The sequence below is a fragment of the Luteimonas sp. A537 genome (genome assembly GCF_054052065.1).
In genome coordinates this window covers 577,744-595,767 of sequence record NZ_JBSVRH010000001.1, presented here as the reverse complement: position 1 = coordinate 595,767, position 18,024 = coordinate 577,744, and the positions used below count along the sequence as shown (strand labels likewise).

Genomic DNA, 18,024 nt, shown 5'->3' with positions numbered 1-18,024 from the left:
TTGGGAGCGGCTACAGCCGCGATCGATACCAGCGGGCGAGCTGCAGGGGACGAGGCATGAGCACGACCCAGGCGCCGGACGTACTCGCACGCATCCTTGCGCGCAAGGTCGAAGAGGTCGCCGAGCGCAACCTGCGCGTGTCGCCGGCCGAGATCTTCACGCGCCTGGCCGATGCGCCGCCGGTGCGCGGCTTCGCGGCCGCGCTCGAAGCGAAGATCGCCGCCGGGCACGCCGCGGTGATCGCCGAGGTCAAGAAGGCCAGCCCGTCGAAGGGCGTAATCCGCGAGGACTTCGATCCCGCCGCGATCGCGCGCAGCTACGAAGCCGGCGGCGCGGCCTGCCTCTCGGTGCTCACCGACGTCGACTTCTTCCAGGGCGCCGACGACTACCTGCTGCAGGCGCGCGACGCGTGCTCGCTGCCGGTGCTGCGCAAGGATTTCATCGTCGACGGCTACCAGGTCGACGAAGCCCGCGTGCTGGGCGCCGACTGCGTGCTGCTGATCCTGGCCGGCCTGGACGATGCGCGCCTGCACGACCTCTGCGTGCAGGCGCTGGAGCTGGGCATGGACGTGCTGGCCGAGGTGCACGATGCCGACGAGTTCGAGCGCGCCCTGCGTCTGCCGGCGGTCGACGGCCGTGCGCCGCTGCTGGGCATCAACAACCGCGACCTGCGCAGCTTCGAAGTCTCGCTGGACACGACGCTGGCGCTGAAGGCGCGGGCGCCGCAGGGCCGCCGCCTGGTGACCGAGAGCGGGGTCATGACCGCGGCCGACGTCGCGCTGCTGCGTGGCGCTGGCGTCGATGCCTTCCTGGTCGGCGAAGCCTTCATGCGCGCCCCCGACCCGGGCGACGCGCTGCGCGGGATGTTCGGCACGTGAGCGGCGCTCCCATCGCGGCCATGGCCGCTCCCACCAAGGCAGGTCGCGATGTTCCTGTGGGAGCCGCTACAGCGGCGAATCCCGGCGAAGCGCGCCGCTACGCGCCCCCGCGCGACGACGCCCCCCTGATCGTCTTCGACTTCGACCACACGCTCTACGACGGCGACTCCGGCAGCCACCTGTTCGCCTGGCTGATCAAGCGCACCTGGTGGCGCCGGCTGCTGGCGCTGCTGCTGGCGCCGGTGTTCGGCCCGATGGTGGCCTTCCTGCCGACGCGGCGCATGGGCATCTCCGGCTTCGTCTGGGCCGGCACCGTCGGCTTCCACCGCGTGCCTGAACTCGATGCGCTGATCGATGCCTACGTTGCCAACCACGTCGAGGACATCCGCGGCCGCCTGCTGCCGGTGGCGCTTGAGGTCTTCCACGCCCACCGCGAACGGGGCGACCGCGTGGTGGTGGCGACCGGCGCGCCGCCGGAGCTGGCGCGCGCGATCCTGTCCTTCGTCGCCCACGAGGACGTACCGGTGGTCGGCACCCTGGCCGGCCCGCGCTTCGGCGCCGTGGTCGCCGCGCGCCACTGCCACAACGAAGAGAAGATGCGGATGCTGCGCGAGCTCGGCTGGGGCGACATCGACGCCGCCTATTCCGACTCCTGGGCCGACCTGCCGCTGCTGCTCGGCGCGCGCCGGCCGGTGGTCGTGAATCCGAAGCAGGGCTCGATCGAACGCTTCCGCCGCGCGCTGCCGCCGGGCACGCCGATCCTCAACTGGGGCTGCCCGGGCCGCGGCGGCGAACCGGTTGCGGTCGGCGTCGGTGCGGACGGAACGCTGCCGGCCGACCGCGCTTGAAGCCGCGCTGAGGCCCGGCTCCCCGGGGCCGCACCAACGCCCTCCCTGGGGCCTGCGCCAATGCCCGTCCATGGTGGGTCCTGCTCCTGCGGGGGGGGGCGATTGGCGGGGGCTTCAGCCGGCCAGGGCCCGCCAGATCTGGAAGCCCGAGATCGCCAGCACCAGGCCGCCCACTGCGAACAGCACGATCCGCTCGCGCACGTGGCGCACCATCAGCGCCGCCAGCGGCGCCGCGATCACCCCGCCCAGCAGCAGGCCCAGGATCACCTGCCAGTGCTCGAGTCCGATCGAGAACAGGAAAGTGATCGAGATCGCCAGCGTGACCGCGAACTCGGCCGCGCTGACCGTGCCGATGCTGGTCCTCGCTTCGCCGCCGTGGGCGAGCAGGGTGGAGGTGGCCATGGGTCCCCAGCCGCCGCCGCCGATGGCATCCAGCAGTCCCGAGACGAAGCCGAGCACCCCCACGCGCTTCACCTCGCCCCGCGGCAGCCGGCGCCCGGCCGCGCGCAGCAGGATCAGAAGGGCGAGCACCAGCAGGTAGCCATGGATCCAGGGGCGGATGGCCTCGCCATCGACGTGGCTGAGCACCGTGGCGCCGATGACGCCGCCGACCACGCCCGGCACCGCCAGGCGCAGCATCAGCCTGCGGTCGACGTTGCCAAGCAGTCCGTGCGCGGCACCGGAGACGCCGCTGGTGAACACCTCGGCGGTGTGCACGCTGGCGCTCACCGCCGCCGGCGGCATGCCCATCGCCAGCAGGATCGAAGAGGACACCAGGCCGTAGGCCATGCCCAGCGCGCCGTCGACCAGCTGCGCGCACAGGCCGATCGCCACGAACAGGAGGAAGGGGCTGTCCAGCAGGTCCATGCGGGTTGTCCAGGCGCGCCGCGCCGACGGGAGGCGCGCAGGTTAGCCAGCCGGGCGTGACGGCGCCTTGTCGTGGATCAGGGTCGGGCCGTGGCCCGGATCAGGCGTCGCCCAGGCGCTTGATGAAGCGCAGGGTGCCGTCGCTGAAGCCGCAGGCCCTGTAGAAGGCGTGGGCGTCGGTGCGCTGCGAGCCGCTGGCCAGTTCGACCCGCGCGGCGCCGGCGGCACGCGCGCGGCGTTCGGCTTCGCGCAACAGCTGGCGGCCGAGTCCGCGGCCCTGCGCATCGGGCGAGACCACCAGCGCAGTGATCCGGCACGTGGTCGTGTCCAGCGGCAGGTAGTACATGAAGTCCAGCGCGATCAGTCCGGTGACCATGCCGCCGCAGCGCGCCACCACCAGGGCCTGGCGGTCGTCGCCGCTGATCACGGCGATCCGGCGCGCGGCATCCGCGGTGTCGCAGGGATAGCCGAGCGCGCAGAGCAGGGCGGCGACATCGTCCGCGTCGATCGACGACGCGCTGCGCAGGTCGGCGTCCGGAAGCACCCCGCGGGGCTCGAACGCGACCATCCGGGCTCAGCGGGTGCCGAACAGCACGATGGTCTTGCCGCGCGCGTGCAGCTTGCCGTCGATCTGCAGTTTCTTGAGCACGCGTCCGGCCATCTCGCGCGAGCAGCCGACCAGGCGCGCCAGTTCCTGGCGCGAGACCCGAAGCTGGGTGCCGTCGGGATGGCTCATGGCCTCCGGCTCCCGGGTCAGGTCGTGCAGGGTGCGGGTGATGCGGTCGGTGACGTCGAGGAAGGCCAGGCGACCGGCCTTGCGGCTGGTGTCGAGCAGTCGCCGCGAGAGCTGGGCCCCGATCGAATACACGATCTGCGTGGCGTCACCCGACAGCGAGCCGTCGAACAGCTGGTACAGGCGCTCGTAGCTGATCTCGGCCAGCTCGGTCTGCACCCGCGTGCGCAGGATCACCTCGCGGACGTCGGACTCGATGAACAGTCCCATCTCGCCCACGAACTCGCCGGGGCCGAAGTAGCCCAGGATCAGTTCGCGGCCGTCGTCCTCCTCGGTGATGATGCTGACCGAACCGCTGACCACGTAGTACATGGTCCCGGCCTGGTCGCCCGGGCGGAAGACCTCGGTGCGGGGCGGGTAGCGACGACGATGGCAGTGCGCGAGGAAGCGCTCGATCGTCGCCGGTGAGGGCATGAGTGGATGCAGGGGGCGTTTGACGATGCTGATTATGGCCACAGGGCTGATAGTCATGAAGAAGTTAAACGGGGGATGAAGCAAGAGTAGGCCGTCAGGCCGCATCCGGCAAACCGTTGATCCCCCGTAGGCCGACTCAAGCCGTTGCCGGTCGCAGCCGCGGCTCCTTTGCCGCATACTCGCGGACTTTCCGCCCGAACCGGGGTCCGCACGACGTGGTCAAACCGCTGCCTCGCTTGAAGCTTCAGGGATTCAACAACCTCACCAAGGCCCTGAGCTTCAACATCTACGACGTGAGCTACGCCGTCTCCAAGGACGAGCGCCAGCGCTACATCGAGTACATCGACGAGGAGTACAACGCCGACCGGCTGACGCAGATCCTTACTGACGTCGCCGAGATCATCGGTGCCAACATCCTCAACATCGCGCGCCAGGACTACGATCCGCAGGGTGCGTCGGTGACGATCCTGATCTCGGAAGAACCGGTGATCGACAAGGCGGACGCGAAGGGCGTGATCTCCGACGCCGTGGTCGCGCACCTGGACAAGAGCCACATCACCGTCCACACCTATCCCGAGACCCACCCGCAGGAGGGCATCGCGACCTTCCGCGCCGACATCGACGTGGCCACCTGCGGCGTGATCTCGCCGCTGAAGGCGCTGAACTACCTGATCGAGAGCTTCGAGTCGGACATCGTGATCGCCGACTACCGCGTGCGCGGCTTCACCCGCGACATCAAGGGCAAGAAGCACTTCATCGACCACAAGATCAATTCGATCCAGGACTTCCTGGCCAAGAACATCAAGGCCCGCTACGAGATGTTCGACGTCAACGTCTACCAGGAAAACATCTTCCACACCAAGATGCACCTGAAGGACTTCGACCTCGACCAGTACCTGTTCGAGGAGAAGGCGCGGAACCTGTCGTTCAAGGAGCGGATGAAGATCGAAACGCTGCTCAAGCGCGAGATCGAGGAGCTGTTCCACGGGCGCAACCTGGTGGTGTGAACGTTCCTGGCATCGGGCGCCGCCGGTTACGCGGCGTTCGACACGGCGCTGGCAGGATGCAGCGACGATTCAACAGTGCGGGACGACCCGCACGCGGGGCCTGGTCCCGCGCACGAAGACCGACGGCGGTCCGGGGCGAAGGCTCCGGGCCGTTTTTCATTGCATCTACCGAGGAAACGCCCCCATGGCATGGATCTACCTGTTGCTCGCCGGCCTGTTCGAGATCGGCTTCGCGATCGGACTCAAGTACACCGAGGGCTTTACCCGCCTGTGGCCCAGCGTGTGGACGGTCGCCACCGCGGCGATCAGCCTGTGGCTGCTGACCCAGGCGCTGAAGGTGATCCCGGTGGGGACCGCCTACGCGACCTGGACCGGTATCGGCGCGGTCGGCGTCGCGACCATCGGCATCCTGGCGCTGGGCGAGAGCGCTTCGCCGGCGCGCCTGGCGTGCATCGGGTTGATCGTTGCCGGCGTGATCGGCCTGAAGCTGGTTTCAGCCTAGAGGCGGTAGGCCACGGTCTTCATGAGCTTCGAGGCAGCCGCCATCAGCGTCGGGATCGGCTGTGGCAGCACCCGGGCGCCGGCGGCCTCGGCGTTGTCGGCGTGGCGGGCCTCGTCGGCCTTCATGGTCTCGAGGATGGCGCGGCTGCGCAGGTCGGCGCCGGGCAGCGTCTGCAGGTGCTCTTCGAGGTGGGCTTCGACCTGGCGTTCGGTTTCGACCACGAAGCCGAGGTTCCAACCGTCACCGCGCAGCCCGGCCAGCAGGCCGATGGTGTAGCTGCCGGCATACCAGAGCGGATTGAAGATGCTCGGCCGGCTGTCCAGTTCGCGCAGGCGGTCGTCGCACCAGGCCAGGTGGTCGGTCTCTTCCTGTGCCGCCTCCAGCAGGTGCGCCCGGGTGGCCGGATCGCGCGCGACGGTGGCCTGGCCGACATACAGCGCCTGCGCGCAGACCTCGCCGACGTGGTTGATGCGCATGAGCCCGGCGGCGTGGCGGCGTTCGGCGGCGTCCAGCTCGACCTCGGGCTCGTCGGCGCCGGGGTTCGGACGTTCGGCACGCGGCCGGCCGGCCACGGTCTCGAGGGCGTTCTGGACATCCGCCAGCAGGCGGTCGATCGGGGACAGGGTGCGGGTGGTCATGCCTTCATTGTGCGCCGGCGCGCCGGAGTGGGCCACATGGCAAGCCGGCAACTTGCGGCGAGCCCGCGTGGCCGGTACAATTCCGCCTCTTGCGTTCCCTGAACGTGAAAACGCGTGGCGAAGTTCCGCAGGCGATGGCCCGCGCAACCACCCCGACCAGTCACCCCTGAGAGTTCCCGATGAAAACCTTTACCGCCAAGAACGAGACCGTCCAGCGCGACTGGTACGTGGTCGACGCCGCCGGCAAGACCCTCGGTCGCCTGAGCACCGAGATCGCGCGTCGCCTCCGTGGCAAGCACAAGCCCGTCTACACCCCTCACGTCGACACCGGCGATTACATCGTCGTGATCAACGCCGAGAAGATCCACGTCACCGGCAACAAGCTCGCCGACAAGATGTACTACCGCTTCACCGGGTACATCGGCAACCTGAAGTCCGAGACCCTCGGGCAGGCGCTCGAGCGCCACCCGGAGCGCGTCATCGAGCATTCGGTCAAGGGCATGCTCCCGAAGAACACCCTGGGCCGCGCGATGTACCGCAAGCTCAAGGTCTACAAGGGTTCCGAGCACCCGCACGCCGCCCAGCAGCCGCAAGTCCTGGATATCTAAGTCATGGCAATCACCCAGAATTACGGCACCGGCCGTCGCAAGTCCTCCACCGCCCGCGTGTTCCTGCGCCGCGGTACCGGCACCATCACCGTCAACGCCCGTCCGCTGGACGAGTTCTTCGGTCGCGAGACTGCGCGCATGATCGTGCGCCAGCCGCTCGAACTCACGAAGAACACCGAGAGCTTCGACATCTACGTGACGACCCACGGCGGCGGCACCACCGGCCAGGCCGGCGCCATCCGCCTGGGCATCGCCCGCGCGCTGGTGGAATACGACGAGACCCTGAAGACCGAGCTGCGCAAGGCCGGCTTCATGACCCGCGACGCCCGCGAAGTCGAGCGCAAGAAGGTCGGCCTGCACAAGGCACGCCGCGCCACGCAGTTCTCGAAGCGCTGATCGCTGTATTCAGGATCGCTTCGCGCGATCCTGCGTTACAATTTCCGCATAGCCCCGTCGCCAAGCGGTAAGGCACCTGACTCTGACTCAGGCATTCGGAGGTTCGAATCCTTCCGGGGCTGCCACATCGCAACAAGCCCTGAAGCCCGCCTCGCGCGGGCTTCGTGCTTTCCGGGCCCGGCGCCTGACGGTGGCGTCGGACCGGTCGTCCGCGAACCGTCGAGGGCATCGCCATGGGCGTCATCTTTCCGCCGCCGTATACGCCCCAGGGCCGTGAATCGCAGGCCCTGAGCGACGATGGCTACGCGGTGCTGCCGCCGGCCGCGGTGGCGGCGGTCACCGGGCTCTCGATGGAGGCGGTCGCCGGCCTGGGCGTGGGCTGGGGCGCACTTCCTCCCGACGAGTACCTGCGCGACGGCGGCCGCTATCGCAGTCGCCGGCATTCGTGTTTCGTGGTCGATGGCGGCGAAGCGCGCATGGCGCCGCACCGCGCGCACTGGCAGTCGCTGGATTACAACGCCCTGCACGGCGGCATGGAGCGCATGTACCAGCCGCTGTCGCCGGAGCTGGTGTCGCAGCCGGCATGGGCGCGGCTGCTTGGCGCGCTGGGCGTGCTGTGCAGCGGGGTACGCGACGCCGGTCCCTGGCACGTCGAAGCCCACCAGTTCCGCATCGACACCAGTGACGGCATCGGCCGCCCGACCCCGGAAGGCGCGCACCGCGACGGCGTCGACTTCGTCGCCGTGTTCATGGTCGGCCGCGAGGGCATCAAGGGCGGCGAGACCCGCGTCTTCGATGCGGCAGGTCCTGACGGCCACCGCTTCACCCTCGAAGCCCCCTGGTCGCTGCTGCTGATGGACGACACCCGCGTCATCCACGAATCCACGCCCATCCAGCCCCTGTCGCCAGACGGCCATGGGCATCGGGACACCCTGGTCCTGACCTATCGGGCCGGGGCGTTCCAAGGTGAGGATTAAGAGCTTTTTTGCCACGGATTTACGCGGATAAGCGCGGATAGGGCAAAAGCCGCATCAACGGTATCAAGGCATCCCGACATTGCGCGGACGTGCCGCAAGCCTCCACGGACTTTCGCTCTGTCAGTGGATGGACCTTTTTTGCTCTATCCGCGCTTATCCGCGTAAATCCGTGGCAAAAAATGCTTTCGCAACCGTCCCGCCGTCGCCCCGCTACAATCCGGGGGTTGAGACTTTCTGCGGAGTGGCAATGAAGCTGGGTTCTTTGAAAGAGGGCGGCCGCGACGGCACGCTGGTGGTGGTGTCGCGCGATCTGTCGCGCGCCGTGCGTGCGACCGGGATCGCGTCGACGCTGCAGCAGGCGCTGGAAGACTGGTCTAACACGGCACCGCGCCTGGTCGCGCTTGCCGCGGCGCTCGATGCCGACAGCGCCGACGGCAGCTTCGACCTCGAGCCCGCGCAGCTGGCGGCACCGCTGCCGCGCGCCTACGAGTTCCTCGACGGCAGTGCCTACCTGCCGCACGTGGCCCGCGTTCGCCGCGCCCGCGGCGCCGAGGTGCCGGAAAGCTTCTACACCGACCCGCTGATGTACCAGGCCACCAGCGCCGGTTTCCTCGGGCCGCGCGACCCGGTGCGCGTGACCAGCGAAGAGCACGGCATCGACCTCGAGGCCGAGATCGTGGTCATCACCGACGACGTGCCGATGGCGGTCACGGCCGAGCAGGCCGCCGGCCACATCCAGCTCATCGGTCTGGTCAACGACGTCAGCCTGCGCAACCTGATTCCCGGAGAACTCGCCAAGGGCTTCGGCTTCCTGCAGTCCAAGCCGCGCTCGGCGCTGTCGCCGGTGTTCGTGACCCCCGACGAGCTGGGCGACGCCTGGCGCGGCAGCAAGCTGCACCGGCCGCTGGTCACCCACGTCAACGGCGAGTGGTTCGGTGCGCCCGAGGCGGGCGTGGACATGCAGTTCGACTTCGCCCAGCTGGTCGCGCATGCGGCGCGGACGCGGCCGCTTTCCGCCGGAACCATCGTTGGTTCAGGGACGATCGCAAACGAAGACACTTCGCTGGGTGCCTCGTGCTTCGCCGAACGGCGAACCGTCGAGGCCCTCGAGCACGGCGCACCCCGGACGCCCTTCATGTCGTTTGGCGACCTGGTACGGATCGAGATGCTCGATGGCGAGGGCGCTTCGATCTTTGGCGCCATCGAACAGCGCATCGAGCACCAAGCCGCCCCCTGAGGCAAAAGGCGGACCGCGCCGCGCGCCGGGCGTGCAGATCCGGCTGGGCCGGGACGGGTGGGGCGGGGACTGGTCAAGGGGAGAGCATGGCGGCCGAGAGCGAAGTGGCGATGGGCGGGAACGGCAACGGCAACGGGGCGCTGTGCCTGCACTCGTACTGGCGTTCAAGCGCGGCCTACCGCGTGCGCATCGGCCTCAACCTCAAGGGCCTGAAGTACGACACCGTCCCCGTGCACCTGGTGCGCGGCGGCGGCGAACAGCATGGCGCCGACTTTGCCGCGCTCAATCCCCAGGAGCTGGTGCCGGTGCTCCAGCATGGCCAGCGCAACCTGCGCCAGTCGCTGGCGATCATCGAGTACCTCGACGAAATGTGGCCGGAGCCGCCGCTGCTGCCGGCCACTGCGCGCGACCGCGCACGGGTGCGGGCGCTGGCACAGGTGGTGGCCAGCGACATCCATCCGCTCAACAACCTGCGCGTGCTGCAGTACCTCGAACACGATTGGGGCGTGCCCCAGCCCGAGCGCGAGGTCTGGGTGAAGCATTGGATCGACAAGGGCTTCCGCGCGCTGGAGGCATTGCTGGCGGACAACCCGTCCACCGGTGAGTTCTGCGACGGCAACCAGCCGACCATCGCCGACTGCTGCCTGGTGCCGCAGGTCTACAACGCGAGGCGCTTCGGCATCGACATGGCCGCGTATCCCATCATCGACCGCATCGAACGACACTGCCTGGCGCTGCCGGCCTTCGACGCCGCGCGCCCGGAGCGCCAGCCCGACGCACCAGTGACGTAAGTCCGCCTTCGTGGGAGCCGCTATAGCGGCGATTCGCGGCCATGGCCGCTCCCACGGGTGGGCGCGCAACGCGCGTCAGTGCGACTGCCCGCTGTCGAAGATCTCGGCGTAGGGGTCGTGCTCGCCGTCACCGCCTTCGGACAGGCGGAACTTGAGGTCCAGGCCGTCGCGCGAGTCGGCGGCGCGCAGCGCGGTCTCGCGCTCGATCCGGCCGTCCTTGTACAGGCGGAACAGGCACTGGTCGAAGGATTCGATGCCTTCCTCCAGCGACTCTTCCATGGCCTGCTTGACCTCGTGCACCTGGCCGCGTCGCAGCAGGTCGCGGATCATTGGTGTGTTGATCAGGACCTCGGTCGCCGGCATCCGGCGGCCGTCGATGCCCACCACCAGGCGCTGGCTGACTACCGCCTTGAGGTTGAGCGACAGGTTCATCAGCACGTTCTTGTGCGCGGCCTCGGGGAAGAAGTTGAGGATGCGCTCGATGGTCTGGTCGGCGTTGTTGGAGTGCAGCGTCGCCAGGCACAGGTGGCCGGTCTCGGCGAAGGCGATCGCCGCCTCCATCGTGGTCGCGTCCAGGATCTCGCCGATCAGGATGACGTCGGGCGCCTCGCGCATCGCGTTCTTCAGCGCGTTGTGGAAGGCGTGGGTATCCAGGCCGACCTCGCGCTGGTTGACGATCGACTTCTTGTGCCGGTGCAGGTATTCGATCGGATCCTCGATGGTGAGGATGTGGCCCGCGGTGGTGGTGTTGCGATGGTCGATCATCGACGCCAGCGTGGTCGACTTGCCGGAGCCGGTGGAGCCGACGATCAGCACCAGCCCGCGCGGGGCCATGATGATCTCCTTCAGGACCTGTGGCAGCTGCAGCTCTTCGATCGAGGGGATCACGCTGCGGATCGCGCGGATCACCATGCCGACTTCGCCGCGCTGCTTGAACACGTTCACGCGGAAGCGGCCGGAATCGGCCAGCGACAGCGCCATGTTCAGCTCCAGGTCGCGCTCGAACTGCGGCACCTGGCCCTCGTCCATCAGCGAGTACGCGATCTTCTTGACCATGCCGGGGGGCAGGCCGGTATTGCCGAGGGGATAGAGCTTGCCCTCGACCTTGATGTACACCGGCGCACCGGTGGTCAGGAACATGTCGGAGGCGTTCTTCTCCGTCATCAGCTTCAGGAAGTAGCCGATGTCCATCGTGGGATTCCCCTATCGCGCCGCACCGGATGTTTGCGATCCGGGCGGATGCTGTTGACAATGGCCGTGCGTCCCCTTTCCCCGCGGCGGCCCCCTTATGCGCACAAGCTTCGCACACTTCCAAATGCGCCTGCATGGCGCGTGTCTCGTTCTCGCAGTCGCGCTTGCCGGCTGCGCCACCCTGCCGGCGCCCACTGCCGAGCTTTCGGCCGCCCAGCAGGCAGTGGCGCGAGCCGATGCGGCCGACGCCCAGCAGTACGCCCCGCAGGACCTGGACCGGGCCCGCACCGCCCTGAGCCGGGCCCAGGCGGCCATGACCGCCGGCAAGGAGCGCGACGCCCGCGCCCTGGCCGGGCTGTCGGAGGCCTCGGCCGACCTCGCCAGCGCGCGCAGCGCACAGGCACAGGTCGATGCCACCCTGGCCCAGCGCCGCGCCGAGGTCGCTTCGCTGCGCCGGAGCCTGGGCATGGAGGACCAGCGATGAACCGCTCCGTCCTTGCCGCGGCGCTTGCGGCCCTGCTGCTTCTTCCCGGCGCGGCCCTGGCCCAGCAGTCCCGCCCGGCTGCCACCGACGACGCGGGCGCTGCGCTCGCGGCCCGCCTGCTGGCACTCGACGCCGATCCCGATCGCCGTTCGCTGGCCGCCTACGAGCGCTTGCGCGCGCGCCAGGCCGTCGATGCGCTGGCCGCCACGCGCGGGGCGCAGGCACGGAAGGACGCGCAGCACGTAGCCGAGTGGCGCATCGAGATCGCGGAGATCGCCGCCGCGACCGAACTGTCCCGGCGCGAGGTGGAGCGCCTGGACCGCGAGCGCAGCGAGCTCCTGGTCGAGGCCAGCCGCCAGGACGCCGCGCGCGCGCGCGCCGAGGCCGAGCGCCTGCGCATCCAGGCGCAGATCCAGGCCGAAGAGGCCGAGCGGCTGCGGCTGGAGGCGGAGATCGAATCCGGCGCCCGCCAGCGTGCCGAAGGCGTCCTGGACGACGTCGCCAGCACGCAGGCCGCGCGCCTGCGGGCGGCCCGCGAGCGCGAGGCCGAGCTCAAGCGCCAGGAAGCCGAGCTGTTGAAGTCCCTCGAAGACCCGCGCTGAAGGCAGCCGCGGGCCGCTCCCGGGCAGCGCCGGAGGCCATTCCGGCGACCTTCCTGAACCTTCCCCGGACCCCGTCCGGAGGGCGCGGCCGGCACCCTTGCCGGCCCTGCCGGGGAAGAGTAGGGTCGAGTCGAGAGGCTGGTTCCGCCACGCGGCACCGCCTCGCTGAAGGGACGGCATCGTGACGGACAGCAGCGGCTCCAATGGGAACGTCGCCGCGGGCAAGCTCCCGCGGAAGTTCCCGAGGGGCCGTGTCCGTGTCCTGCCACCGCCGTTCCACTCGACACGCCCCGTGCCTCCAGGCCCGGGGCGTTTTTGCATGCCCGCGCGGCACGCATGCGCGGGCCAGGCTGAAGGAGGTCTCCATGTTCGAAGGGCAACCCCAGACGGAACTCGACGCGCTGTTCAGCAAGAATCCCGAGTTCAGGCGCCTGTACCACCACCACAAGGAACTCGACAAGAAGGTGCTGGACGCCGAACTCGGCGTGCTGCCGATCGACGACACCACGCTGTCGCAGATGAAGCGCGAGAAGCTTGCGGCCAAGGATCGCCTCTCCACGATGTACCAGGCGCTCGACCACTGATCGCTGAATCCCCCACGTAAAGATCGAAAGCTGTCGCGGGCGGCGGCGCCCATCCTCGTCGGTCGCCGCCGCCCGCATTCGCGGCCCGCCACAGGCCCCATGCGGCCCACGCGCTTCCGCGCGCGATGCGATAATCGGCGCCCCGTCTCGCACTGACAGGTCGCCCGACATGCCGATCCACGAATCCGTCCTCGGACTCATCGCCGATACGCCCATCGTCAAGGCACAGCGCCTGGACGCCGGCAGCTGCGAGCTCTATTTCAAGCTCGAAAGCCAGAATCCCGGCGGTTCGATCAAGGACCGCATCGGCATGAGCATGATCGAGGCCGCCGAGAAGCGCGGCGACATCAAGCCCGGCGACACCCTGGTCGAGGGCACCGCCGGCAATACCGGCATCGGCCTGGCGCTGGTGGCGCAGCAGAAGGGCTACAAGCTGGTGCTGGTGGTGCCTGACAAGATGAGCCGGGAGAAGATCTTCAACCTCAAGGCCATGGGCGCCGAGGTCGTGCTGACCCGCTCGGACGTCGCCAAGGGCCACCCGGACTACTACCAGGACCTGGCCCAGCGCATCGCCAGCGAAACCCCGGGCGCCTATTTCATCAACCAGTTCGGCAATCCGGACAATCCGGCCGCGCACGAGTTCGGCACCGGGCCGGAGCTCCTGCGGCAGATGGCCGAGGTCGGTGGTGTCGATGCCGTGGTCTTCGGCTGCGGAAGCTCAGGGACGATGAGTGGCCTGTCGCGCTGCTTCGCGGAGCATGCGCCTGGAGTCGAGATGATCCTTGCCGATCCGGTGGGCTCGATCCTGACCGAATACATCAACGAGGGCACCCTGTCCGAAAAGTCGGGCAGCTGGATGGTCGAGGGCATCGGCGAGGACTTTCTGCCGACCATCTCCGACTTCAGCCGGGTGAAGAAGGCCTACGCGATCAGCGACAAGGAAAGCTTCCTGGCCGGACGCGAGCTGCTGGCGACCGAGGGCATCCTCGGCGGCTCGTCCACCGGCACCCTGCTGGCCGCGGCGCTGAAGTACTGCCGCGAGCAGACGGAGCCGAAAAAGGTGCTGGTGTTCGTCTGCGACACCGGCAACAAGTACCTGTCGAAGATGTACAACGACTACTGGATGCTCGACAACGGCTTCATCGAGCGCGAGCAGCACGGTGACCTGCGCGACCTGATCCTGCGGCCCTACAGCCAGAAGGACACGGTCGTGGTGGGCCCGAACGACCTCCTGGTCACCGCCTACCAGCGCATGAAGCTGTACGAGATCTCGCAGCTGCCGGTGATGGACGGCGAACGCCTGGCGGGCATCCTCGACGAGTCCGACGTGCTGTTGCACGTCTATGGCGACGAGGCACGCTTCCGCGACCCGGTGTCGACCGCCATGGTCAGCAAGCTCGAGGTCCTGGACGTGAAGTCGCCGGTCGAGGCCCTGCTGCCGGTGTTCGATGCCGGCAAGGTGGCGATCGTGACCGATGGCGACCGGTTCCTCGGCCTCATCACCCGGATCGACCTGCTGAACTGGCTGCGGAGGCGCGCCGGCTGAGGGCGCGGGGAGTCAGCCCCGACTCAGCTCCAGACCGGGTTCCGCGCGCCCGGATGATACAATTGGCGGTCTTTTCCAGCGGAAATGCCGGCATGCAGGACGACCACGACCAGACGGGCGCAGACCTCGCCAAATGGGGCCACGGCACCCGGGCGATCCATGCCGGGCAGTCGCCGGATCCGTCCACCGGCGCGGTGATGGTCCCGATCTACGCCACCTCAACGTATGCCCAATCCAGCCCCGGCGTCCACCAGGGCTTCGAATATTCCCGCACCCATAATCCGACCCGCTTCGCCTACGAGCGCTGCGTGGCCGGGCTTGAGGGCGGTAGCCGCGGGTTCGCGTTCGCATCCGGACTGGCGGCGTCCTCCACCGTGCTGGAGCTGCTGGACAGCGGCGACCACGTGATCGCCATGGACGACCTTTACGGCGGCAGCTACCGCCTGTTCGAAGGCGTGCGCCGGCGCAGCGCGGGGCTGGACTTCAGCTTCGTCGACCTCACCGATCCGGCCGCGTTCGAGGCCGCGATCACGCCGAAGACGCGCATGGTCTGGGTCGAGACCCCGACCAACCCGATGCTCAAGATCGTCGACCTGCAGGCGATCTCCGCGATCGCCCGCAAACGCGGCCTGCTGATGGTGGTCGACAACACCTTCGCCTCGCCGATCCTGCAGCGCCCGCTCGAGCACGGCGCCGACCTGGTGCTGCACTCGGCCACCAAGTACCTCAACGGCCACTCCGACATGGTCGGGGGCATGGTCGTCGTTGGCGACAACGCCGAACTGGCCGAGAAGCTGGCCTACCTGCAGAACTCGGTGGGCGCGGTGCAGGGGCCGTTCGACAGCTTCCTGGCGCTGCGCGGCCTGAAGACGCTGCACCTGCGCATGCGCGCGCACTGCGACAACGCGCTGGCGCTGGCGGAATACCTGCAGGGCCATGCGGCGGTCGAAGCGGTGATCTACCCCGGCCTGGACTCGCATCCACAGCAGGCGCTGGCCGCGCGACAGATGGATGGCGGCGGCGGCATTGTTTCTGTGCGCATCAAGGGCGGGTTCGACGGCGCCAAGCGGGTGTGCGAGCGGCTGCAGCTGTTCACCCTGGCCGAATCGCTCGGTGGCGTGGAGAGCCTGGTCAACCATCCCGCGGTGATGACGCACGGCTCGGTCCCGGCCGAGCGCCGCGCGGCGCTGGGCATGGGCGACAATCTGCTGCGCTTCAGCGTGGGCGTCGAGACGCTCGAAGACCTGCGCCGCGACCTGGACGATGCGCTCGCATGAGGCAAACGCTCGGGCGCGGTGCGATCGAACTCCTGCTGGAGCCGATGCACCACCTTGAGGCCCTCCCCGCAAGCGGCGCCGCCCGGGCCTGGTCCGCGGTGGGCGTGGACCCACAGTTCCTGGTGAGCCACCGCGGCGGCGAACGCTTCCGCGCGGGCTGGTACCTGCTGGAACTCGACATCGAAGTCGCCGACGGCTACTTCGACAACCCCTGCTTCTATCCCGACTACGGCGCCGGCGCGGGCGATGGCAGCCGAATCAACTTCGCGCCCACGGTGCAGGGCGGCAAGCCGCTGCGCGCGGTGGTTCGCCTGGACCACGACGTGGTTTCGCTGCGCTTCGACCCGTCGACGGCGCCGTGCAGCTTCACCATCCATCGCGCGGCGCTGGTGCCGATGGGCACGTTCACCGCGGCGGCGCGCATGTGCGCGCGGCTGTGGGCGCGGCTCAGCCGCGACCGGTCGCTGTGGTCGTTCGCCGCGCGCGAGGCCTTCGACAGCTTCCGCCAGGGCGGCGTCGGCGGCTTCGGCGACTGGCTGTACCTGATGCACGAAGAGCGCGCGCGCGGCGGCGTGGTGTCGCTTGATTACGCCGCCTGGATCGAACGCTTCGACCGACTGTCGGATGCCGACCTGAACATGGTCCGGCAGCGCTGCGAGCGCCTGGCCCGGCGTCCGCTGGTCTCGGTCCTGGTGCCGGTCTACAACACGCCGGAGGACTACCTGCGCCGCTGCATCGAGAGCGTGCGCGCGCAGGTCTACCCGCATTGGGAGCTGTGTCTGGTCGACGATGCTTCGCCCGATCCACGGGTGGCCGAGGTGCTGGCCGGATACGCTTCGCTGGACCCGCGTATCCGCGTGATCCGCCGCGAGCGCAACGGCCATATCTCCGAAGCCTCCAACACCGCACTGGAAGCGGCCCGCGGCGAGTACGTGGCGCTGCTGGACCACGACGACGAGATCACCGCGCACGCGCTGTACCTGGTGGTGAAGGCGATCAACGAGCAGCCGGGGCTGAAGCTGCTCTATTCCGACGAAGACAAGCTCGACGCGAACGGGACGCGCTTCGACCCGTACTTCAAGCCCGACTGGAACCCCGAGCTGCTGCGGAGCCAGAACTACCTGTGCCACCTGGGGGTGTATGACGCATCGCTGGTGCGCGCCGTGGGCGGGTTCCGGCGCGGCTTCGAAGGCAGCCAGGACCACGACCTCGCCCTGCGCTGCGCGGCGCGCCTGTCGCCGGGCGAGATCGGCCACGTGCCGCACGTGCTGTACCACTGGCGGGCCATCGAAGGCTCAACCGCGCTTTCGGGCAGCGCCAAGGACTACACCGAAGACGCCGGCCGCAGGGCGATCGAGGACCACCTGGAGGACACCGGTGACCACGGCGCGCGCGTCGAAGCCGTCACCGGTGGCTACCGCGTGCACTACGCGGTGCCGTCCCCGGCGCCGCGCGTCAGCCTGGTGGTGCCCACCCGCGACCGCGTGGACCTGCTGCGCACCTGCATCGACAGCATCACCCGGCTGACCCGCTACCCGGACTACAACCTGCTGGTCGTGGACAACCAGTCCAGCGATCCGGAGACGCTGGAGTACCTGCGCGCGATCGACGGCAACGGCCTGGTCCGCGTGCTGCGCGACGAGTCGCCGTTCAACTACTCGCGCATCAACAACGCGGCGGTGCGCGCAAGCGACGGCGCCATCGTCGGCCTGGTCAACAATGACATCGAGGCGATCCACGCCGGCTGGCTGGAGGAGATGGTCGGCCATGCCGTGCGCCCGCGCACCGGCGCCGTGGGCGCGATGCTCTATTACCCCGACGACCGCATCCAGCACGCCGGCGTGGTCATCGGCCTGGGCGGCGTGGCCGGCCACGCCTACGTCGGGCTGCCGCGCGGTTACCCGGGGCAGCAGAACCGCGGCCTGCTCGCGCAGAACCTGACCGCGGTGACCGCGGCCTGCCTGCTGGTGCGGCGCGAGGTCTTCGACGAAGTCGGCGGGCTGGACGAATCGCTGGAGGTCGCGTTCAACGACGTCGATTTCTGCCTGCGCGTCGCCGAACGCGGCTACTACAACGTGTGGACGCCGTGGGCCGAGCTGTACCACCACGAATCGGCGTCGCGCGGCTACGAGGACAACCCCGAGAAGAAGGCGCGCTTCTCCCGCGAGGTGAACGCGATGGTCACGCGCTGGGGCAAGGCGCTGCGCTGGGATCCCGCCTACAACCCCAACCTGGGGCTGGAGGGCCACGATTTCCCGCTGGCGATCCCGCCGCGGCTGCCCCTGAAGCAGGCCCTGCGCGGCAGCGTGGCGGCCTGCGTCCGGCCGGATCCCGCGCTGCGCCGCGGCGTCGACATGTCGAGCATCCGCCAGGCGGGCGGCTGA

General features: G+C 69.0%; 20 protein-coding genes and 1 tRNA gene. 16 read left to right on the top strand and 5 right to left on the bottom strand.

The window, feature by feature from the left end:
• Positions 1–56 precede the first annotated feature (56 nt).
• Both trpC and ACW7GZ_RS02770 read left to right on the top strand, forming a co-directional pair.
• Positions 57–878, top strand: a complete 822-nt coding sequence (gene trpC / locus ACW7GZ_RS02775) for an indole-3-glycerol phosphate synthase TrpC (protein WP_457001113.1) — start codon at positions 57–59, stop codon at positions 876–878.
• Entirely contained in the window at positions 875–1,726 is an 852-nt protein-coding gene (locus tag ACW7GZ_RS02770) for a haloacid dehalogenase-like hydrolase (protein ID WP_457001115.1), read from the top strand. The genes trpC and ACW7GZ_RS02770 overlap by 4 nt, the downstream gene beginning before the upstream one ends.
• A gap of 114 nt (positions 1,727–1,840) precedes the next feature.
• Here the strand turns inward: ACW7GZ_RS02770 and ACW7GZ_RS02765 are convergent, their stop codons facing one another.
• The 3 genes from ACW7GZ_RS02765 to crp all read right to left on the bottom strand — a co-directional run bounded on the left by ACW7GZ_RS02765 (position 1,841) and on the right by crp (position 3,800).
• Entirely contained in the window at positions 1,841–2,593 is a 753-nt protein-coding gene (locus ACW7GZ_RS02765) for a sulfite exporter TauE/SafE family protein (RefSeq protein WP_457001116.1), read from the bottom strand.
• A gap of 100 nt (positions 2,594–2,693) precedes the next feature.
• On the bottom strand, positions 2,694–3,161 hold the full coding sequence (locus tag ACW7GZ_RS02760; RefSeq protein WP_457001118.1) for a GNAT family N-acetyltransferase: 468 nt from the start codon (positions 3,159–3,161) through the stop codon (positions 2,694–2,696).
• A gap of 6 nt (positions 3,162–3,167) precedes the next feature.
• The gene (gene crp / locus ACW7GZ_RS02755; protein WP_457001120.1) at positions 3,168–3,800 is read right to left on the bottom strand and encodes a cAMP-activated global transcriptional regulator CRP; all 633 of its coding nucleotides are present in this window, start codon (positions 3,798–3,800) and stop codon (positions 3,168–3,170) included.
• A 215-nt stretch (positions 3,801–4,015) separates the two neighbouring features.
• On the opposite strand from crp, the gene speD reads away from it, so the two are divergent.
• Both speD and sugE read left to right on the top strand, forming a co-directional pair.
• Positions 4,016–4,807 (top strand): adenosylmethionine decarboxylase, encoded by a 792-nt coding sequence (gene speD / locus ACW7GZ_RS02750; protein WP_457001121.1) that lies wholly within the window; start codon positions 4,016–4,018, stop codon positions 4,805–4,807.
• Between the two features lie 184 nt (positions 4,808–4,991).
• A complete protein-coding gene (gene sugE, locus ACW7GZ_RS02745; RefSeq protein ID WP_457001123.1) occupies positions 4,992–5,309 on the top strand; it encodes a quaternary ammonium compound efflux SMR transporter SugE in 318 nt (105 codons plus the stop codon).
• Here sugE and coq7 read toward each other — a convergent pair.
• Complete coding sequence (gene coq7 / locus ACW7GZ_RS02740; RefSeq protein ID WP_457007678.1) at positions 5,306–5,947, bottom strand: 2-polyprenyl-3-methyl-6-methoxy-1,4-benzoquinone monooxygenase; 642 nt, start codon at positions 5,945–5,947, stop codon at positions 5,306–5,308. The genes sugE and coq7 overlap by 4 nt on opposite strands.
• Positions 5,948–6,126: 179 nt before the next feature.
• On the opposite strand from coq7, the gene rplM reads away from it, so the two are divergent.
• The 6 genes from rplM (at position 6,127) to maiA (ending at position 9,956) form a co-directional block, all read left to right on the top strand.
• Positions 6,127–6,555, top strand: coding sequence for a 50S ribosomal protein L13 (rplM, locus tag ACW7GZ_RS02735; protein WP_343255050.1), 429 nt, complete (start codon positions 6,127–6,129; stop codon positions 6,553–6,555).
• A gap of 3 nt (positions 6,556–6,558) precedes the next feature.
• Positions 6,559–6,951 (top strand): 30S ribosomal protein S9, encoded by a 393-nt coding sequence (gene rpsI / locus ACW7GZ_RS02730; RefSeq protein ID WP_457001127.1) that lies wholly within the window; start codon positions 6,559–6,561, stop codon positions 6,949–6,951.
• A gap of 50 nt (positions 6,952–7,001) precedes the next feature.
• Positions 7,002–7,076 (top strand) — tRNA-Gln (locus ACW7GZ_RS02725).
• Positions 7,077–7,184: 108 nt separating this feature from the next.
• Entirely contained in the window at positions 7,185–7,928 is a 744-nt protein-coding gene (locus tag ACW7GZ_RS02720) for a 2OG-Fe dioxygenase family protein (RefSeq protein ID WP_457007676.1), read from the top strand.
• A 247-nt stretch (positions 7,929–8,175) separates the two neighbouring features.
• Positions 8,176–9,165 (top strand): fumarylacetoacetate hydrolase family protein, encoded by a 990-nt coding sequence (locus ACW7GZ_RS02715; protein WP_457007674.1) that lies wholly within the window; start codon positions 8,176–8,178, stop codon positions 9,163–9,165.
• Between the two features lie 86 nt (positions 9,166–9,251).
• Positions 9,252–9,956, top strand: a complete 705-nt coding sequence (gene maiA / locus ACW7GZ_RS02710; protein ID WP_457001133.1) for a maleylacetoacetate isomerase — start codon at positions 9,252–9,254, stop codon at positions 9,954–9,956.
• A gap of 75 nt (positions 9,957–10,031) precedes the next feature.
• Here maiA and ACW7GZ_RS02705 read toward each other — a convergent pair whose 3' ends face one another.
• On the bottom strand, positions 10,032–11,147 hold the full coding sequence (locus ACW7GZ_RS02705; RefSeq protein ID WP_457001135.1) for a PilT/PilU family type 4a pilus ATPase: 1,116 nt from the start codon (positions 11,145–11,147) through the stop codon (positions 10,032–10,034).
• A gap of 124 nt (positions 11,148–11,271) precedes the next feature.
• Between ACW7GZ_RS02705 and ACW7GZ_RS02700 the strand changes: the two genes are divergently transcribed.
• From ACW7GZ_RS02700 to ACW7GZ_RS02675, 6 genes are all read left to right on the top strand, one after another.
• Positions 11,272–11,631 carry a DUF4398 domain-containing protein gene (locus ACW7GZ_RS02700; RefSeq protein WP_457001137.1) on the top strand — a complete coding sequence of 120 codons (360 nt, stop codon included), beginning with the start codon at positions 11,272–11,274 and terminating at the stop codon, positions 11,629–11,631.
• Positions 11,628–12,233, top strand: a complete 606-nt coding sequence (locus tag ACW7GZ_RS02695; protein WP_457001139.1) for a hypothetical protein — start codon at positions 11,628–11,630, stop codon at positions 12,231–12,233. The genes ACW7GZ_RS02700 and ACW7GZ_RS02695 overlap by 4 nt, the downstream gene beginning before the upstream one ends.
• Before the next feature lie 365 nt (positions 12,234–12,598).
• Positions 12,599–12,817: a YdcH family protein gene (locus ACW7GZ_RS02690; protein WP_457001141.1), complete on the top strand. Its 219-nt coding sequence runs from the start codon at positions 12,599–12,601 to the stop codon at positions 12,815–12,817.
• A 169-nt stretch (positions 12,818–12,986) separates the two neighbouring features.
• Positions 12,987–14,363: a pyridoxal-phosphate dependent enzyme gene (locus ACW7GZ_RS02685; protein WP_457001143.1), complete on the top strand. Its 1,377-nt coding sequence runs from the start codon at positions 12,987–12,989 to the stop codon at positions 14,361–14,363.
• Positions 14,364–14,455: 92 nt separating this feature from the next.
• The gene (locus ACW7GZ_RS02680; protein ID WP_457007672.1) at positions 14,456–15,640 is read left to right on the top strand and encodes a trans-sulfuration enzyme family protein; all 1,185 of its coding nucleotides are present in this window, start codon (positions 14,456–14,458) and stop codon (positions 15,638–15,640) included.
• On the top strand, positions 15,637–18,024 hold the full coding sequence (locus ACW7GZ_RS02675) for a glycosyltransferase family 2 protein (protein ID WP_457007670.1): 2,388 nt from the start codon (positions 15,637–15,639) through the stop codon (positions 18,022–18,024). The genes ACW7GZ_RS02680 and ACW7GZ_RS02675 overlap by 4 nt, the downstream gene beginning before the upstream one ends.

Bases quoted from the DNA above. Each gene is read 5' to 3' on its own strand.
- ACW7GZ_RS02685 (WP_457001143.1), top strand. From the start codon at position 12,987: ATGCCGATCCACGAATCCGTCCTCGGACTCATCGCCGATACGCCCATC.
- ACW7GZ_RS02675 (WP_457007670.1), top strand. From the start codon at position 15,637: ATGAGGCAAACGCTCGGGCGCGGTGCGATCGAACTCCTGCTGGAGCCG.
- crp (WP_457001120.1), bottom strand. From the start codon at position 3,800: ATGCCCTCACCGGCGACGATCGAGCGCTTCCTCGCGCACTGCCATCGT.
- ACW7GZ_RS02760 (WP_457001118.1), bottom strand. From the start codon at position 3,161: ATGGTCGCGTTCGAGCCCCGCGGGGTGCTTCCGGACGCCGACCTGCGC.
- rpsI (WP_457001127.1), top strand. From the start codon at position 6,559: ATGGCAATCACCCAGAATTACGGCACCGGCCGTCGCAAGTCCTCCACC.
- ACW7GZ_RS02715 (WP_457007674.1), top strand. From the start codon at position 8,176: ATGAAGCTGGGTTCTTTGAAAGAGGGCGGCCGCGACGGCACGCTGGTG.
- coq7 (WP_457007678.1), bottom strand. From the start codon at position 5,947: ATGACCACCCGCACCCTGTCCCCGATCGACCGCCTGCTGGCGGATGTC.
- sugE (WP_457001123.1), top strand. From the start codon at position 4,992: ATGGCATGGATCTACCTGTTGCTCGCCGGCCTGTTCGAGATCGGCTTC.
- rplM (WP_343255050.1), top strand. From the start codon at position 6,127: ATGAAAACCTTTACCGCCAAGAACGAGACCGTCCAGCGCGACTGGTAC.
- ACW7GZ_RS02695 (WP_457001139.1), top strand. From the start codon at position 11,628: ATGAACCGCTCCGTCCTTGCCGCGGCGCTTGCGGCCCTGCTGCTTCTT.
- ACW7GZ_RS02765 (WP_457001116.1), bottom strand. From the start codon at position 2,593: ATGGACCTGCTGGACAGCCCCTTCCTCCTGTTCGTGGCGATCGGCCTG.
- trpC (WP_457001113.1), top strand. From the start codon at position 57: ATGAGCACGACCCAGGCGCCGGACGTACTCGCACGCATCCTTGCGCGC.
- ACW7GZ_RS02690 (WP_457001141.1), top strand. From the start codon at position 12,599: ATGTTCGAAGGGCAACCCCAGACGGAACTCGACGCGCTGTTCAGCAAG.
- ACW7GZ_RS02720 (WP_457007676.1), top strand. From the start codon at position 7,185: ATGGGCGTCATCTTTCCGCCGCCGTATACGCCCCAGGGCCGTGAATCG.
- ACW7GZ_RS02705 (WP_457001135.1), bottom strand. From the start codon at position 11,147: ATGGACATCGGCTACTTCCTGAAGCTGATGACGGAGAAGAACGCCTCC.
- maiA (WP_457001133.1), top strand. From the start codon at position 9,252: ATGGCGGCCGAGAGCGAAGTGGCGATGGGCGGGAACGGCAACGGCAAC.
- ACW7GZ_RS02700 (WP_457001137.1), top strand. From the start codon at position 11,272: ATGCGCCTGCATGGCGCGTGTCTCGTTCTCGCAGTCGCGCTTGCCGGC.
- ACW7GZ_RS02680 (WP_457007672.1), top strand. From the start codon at position 14,456: ATGCAGGACGACCACGACCAGACGGGCGCAGACCTCGCCAAATGGGGC.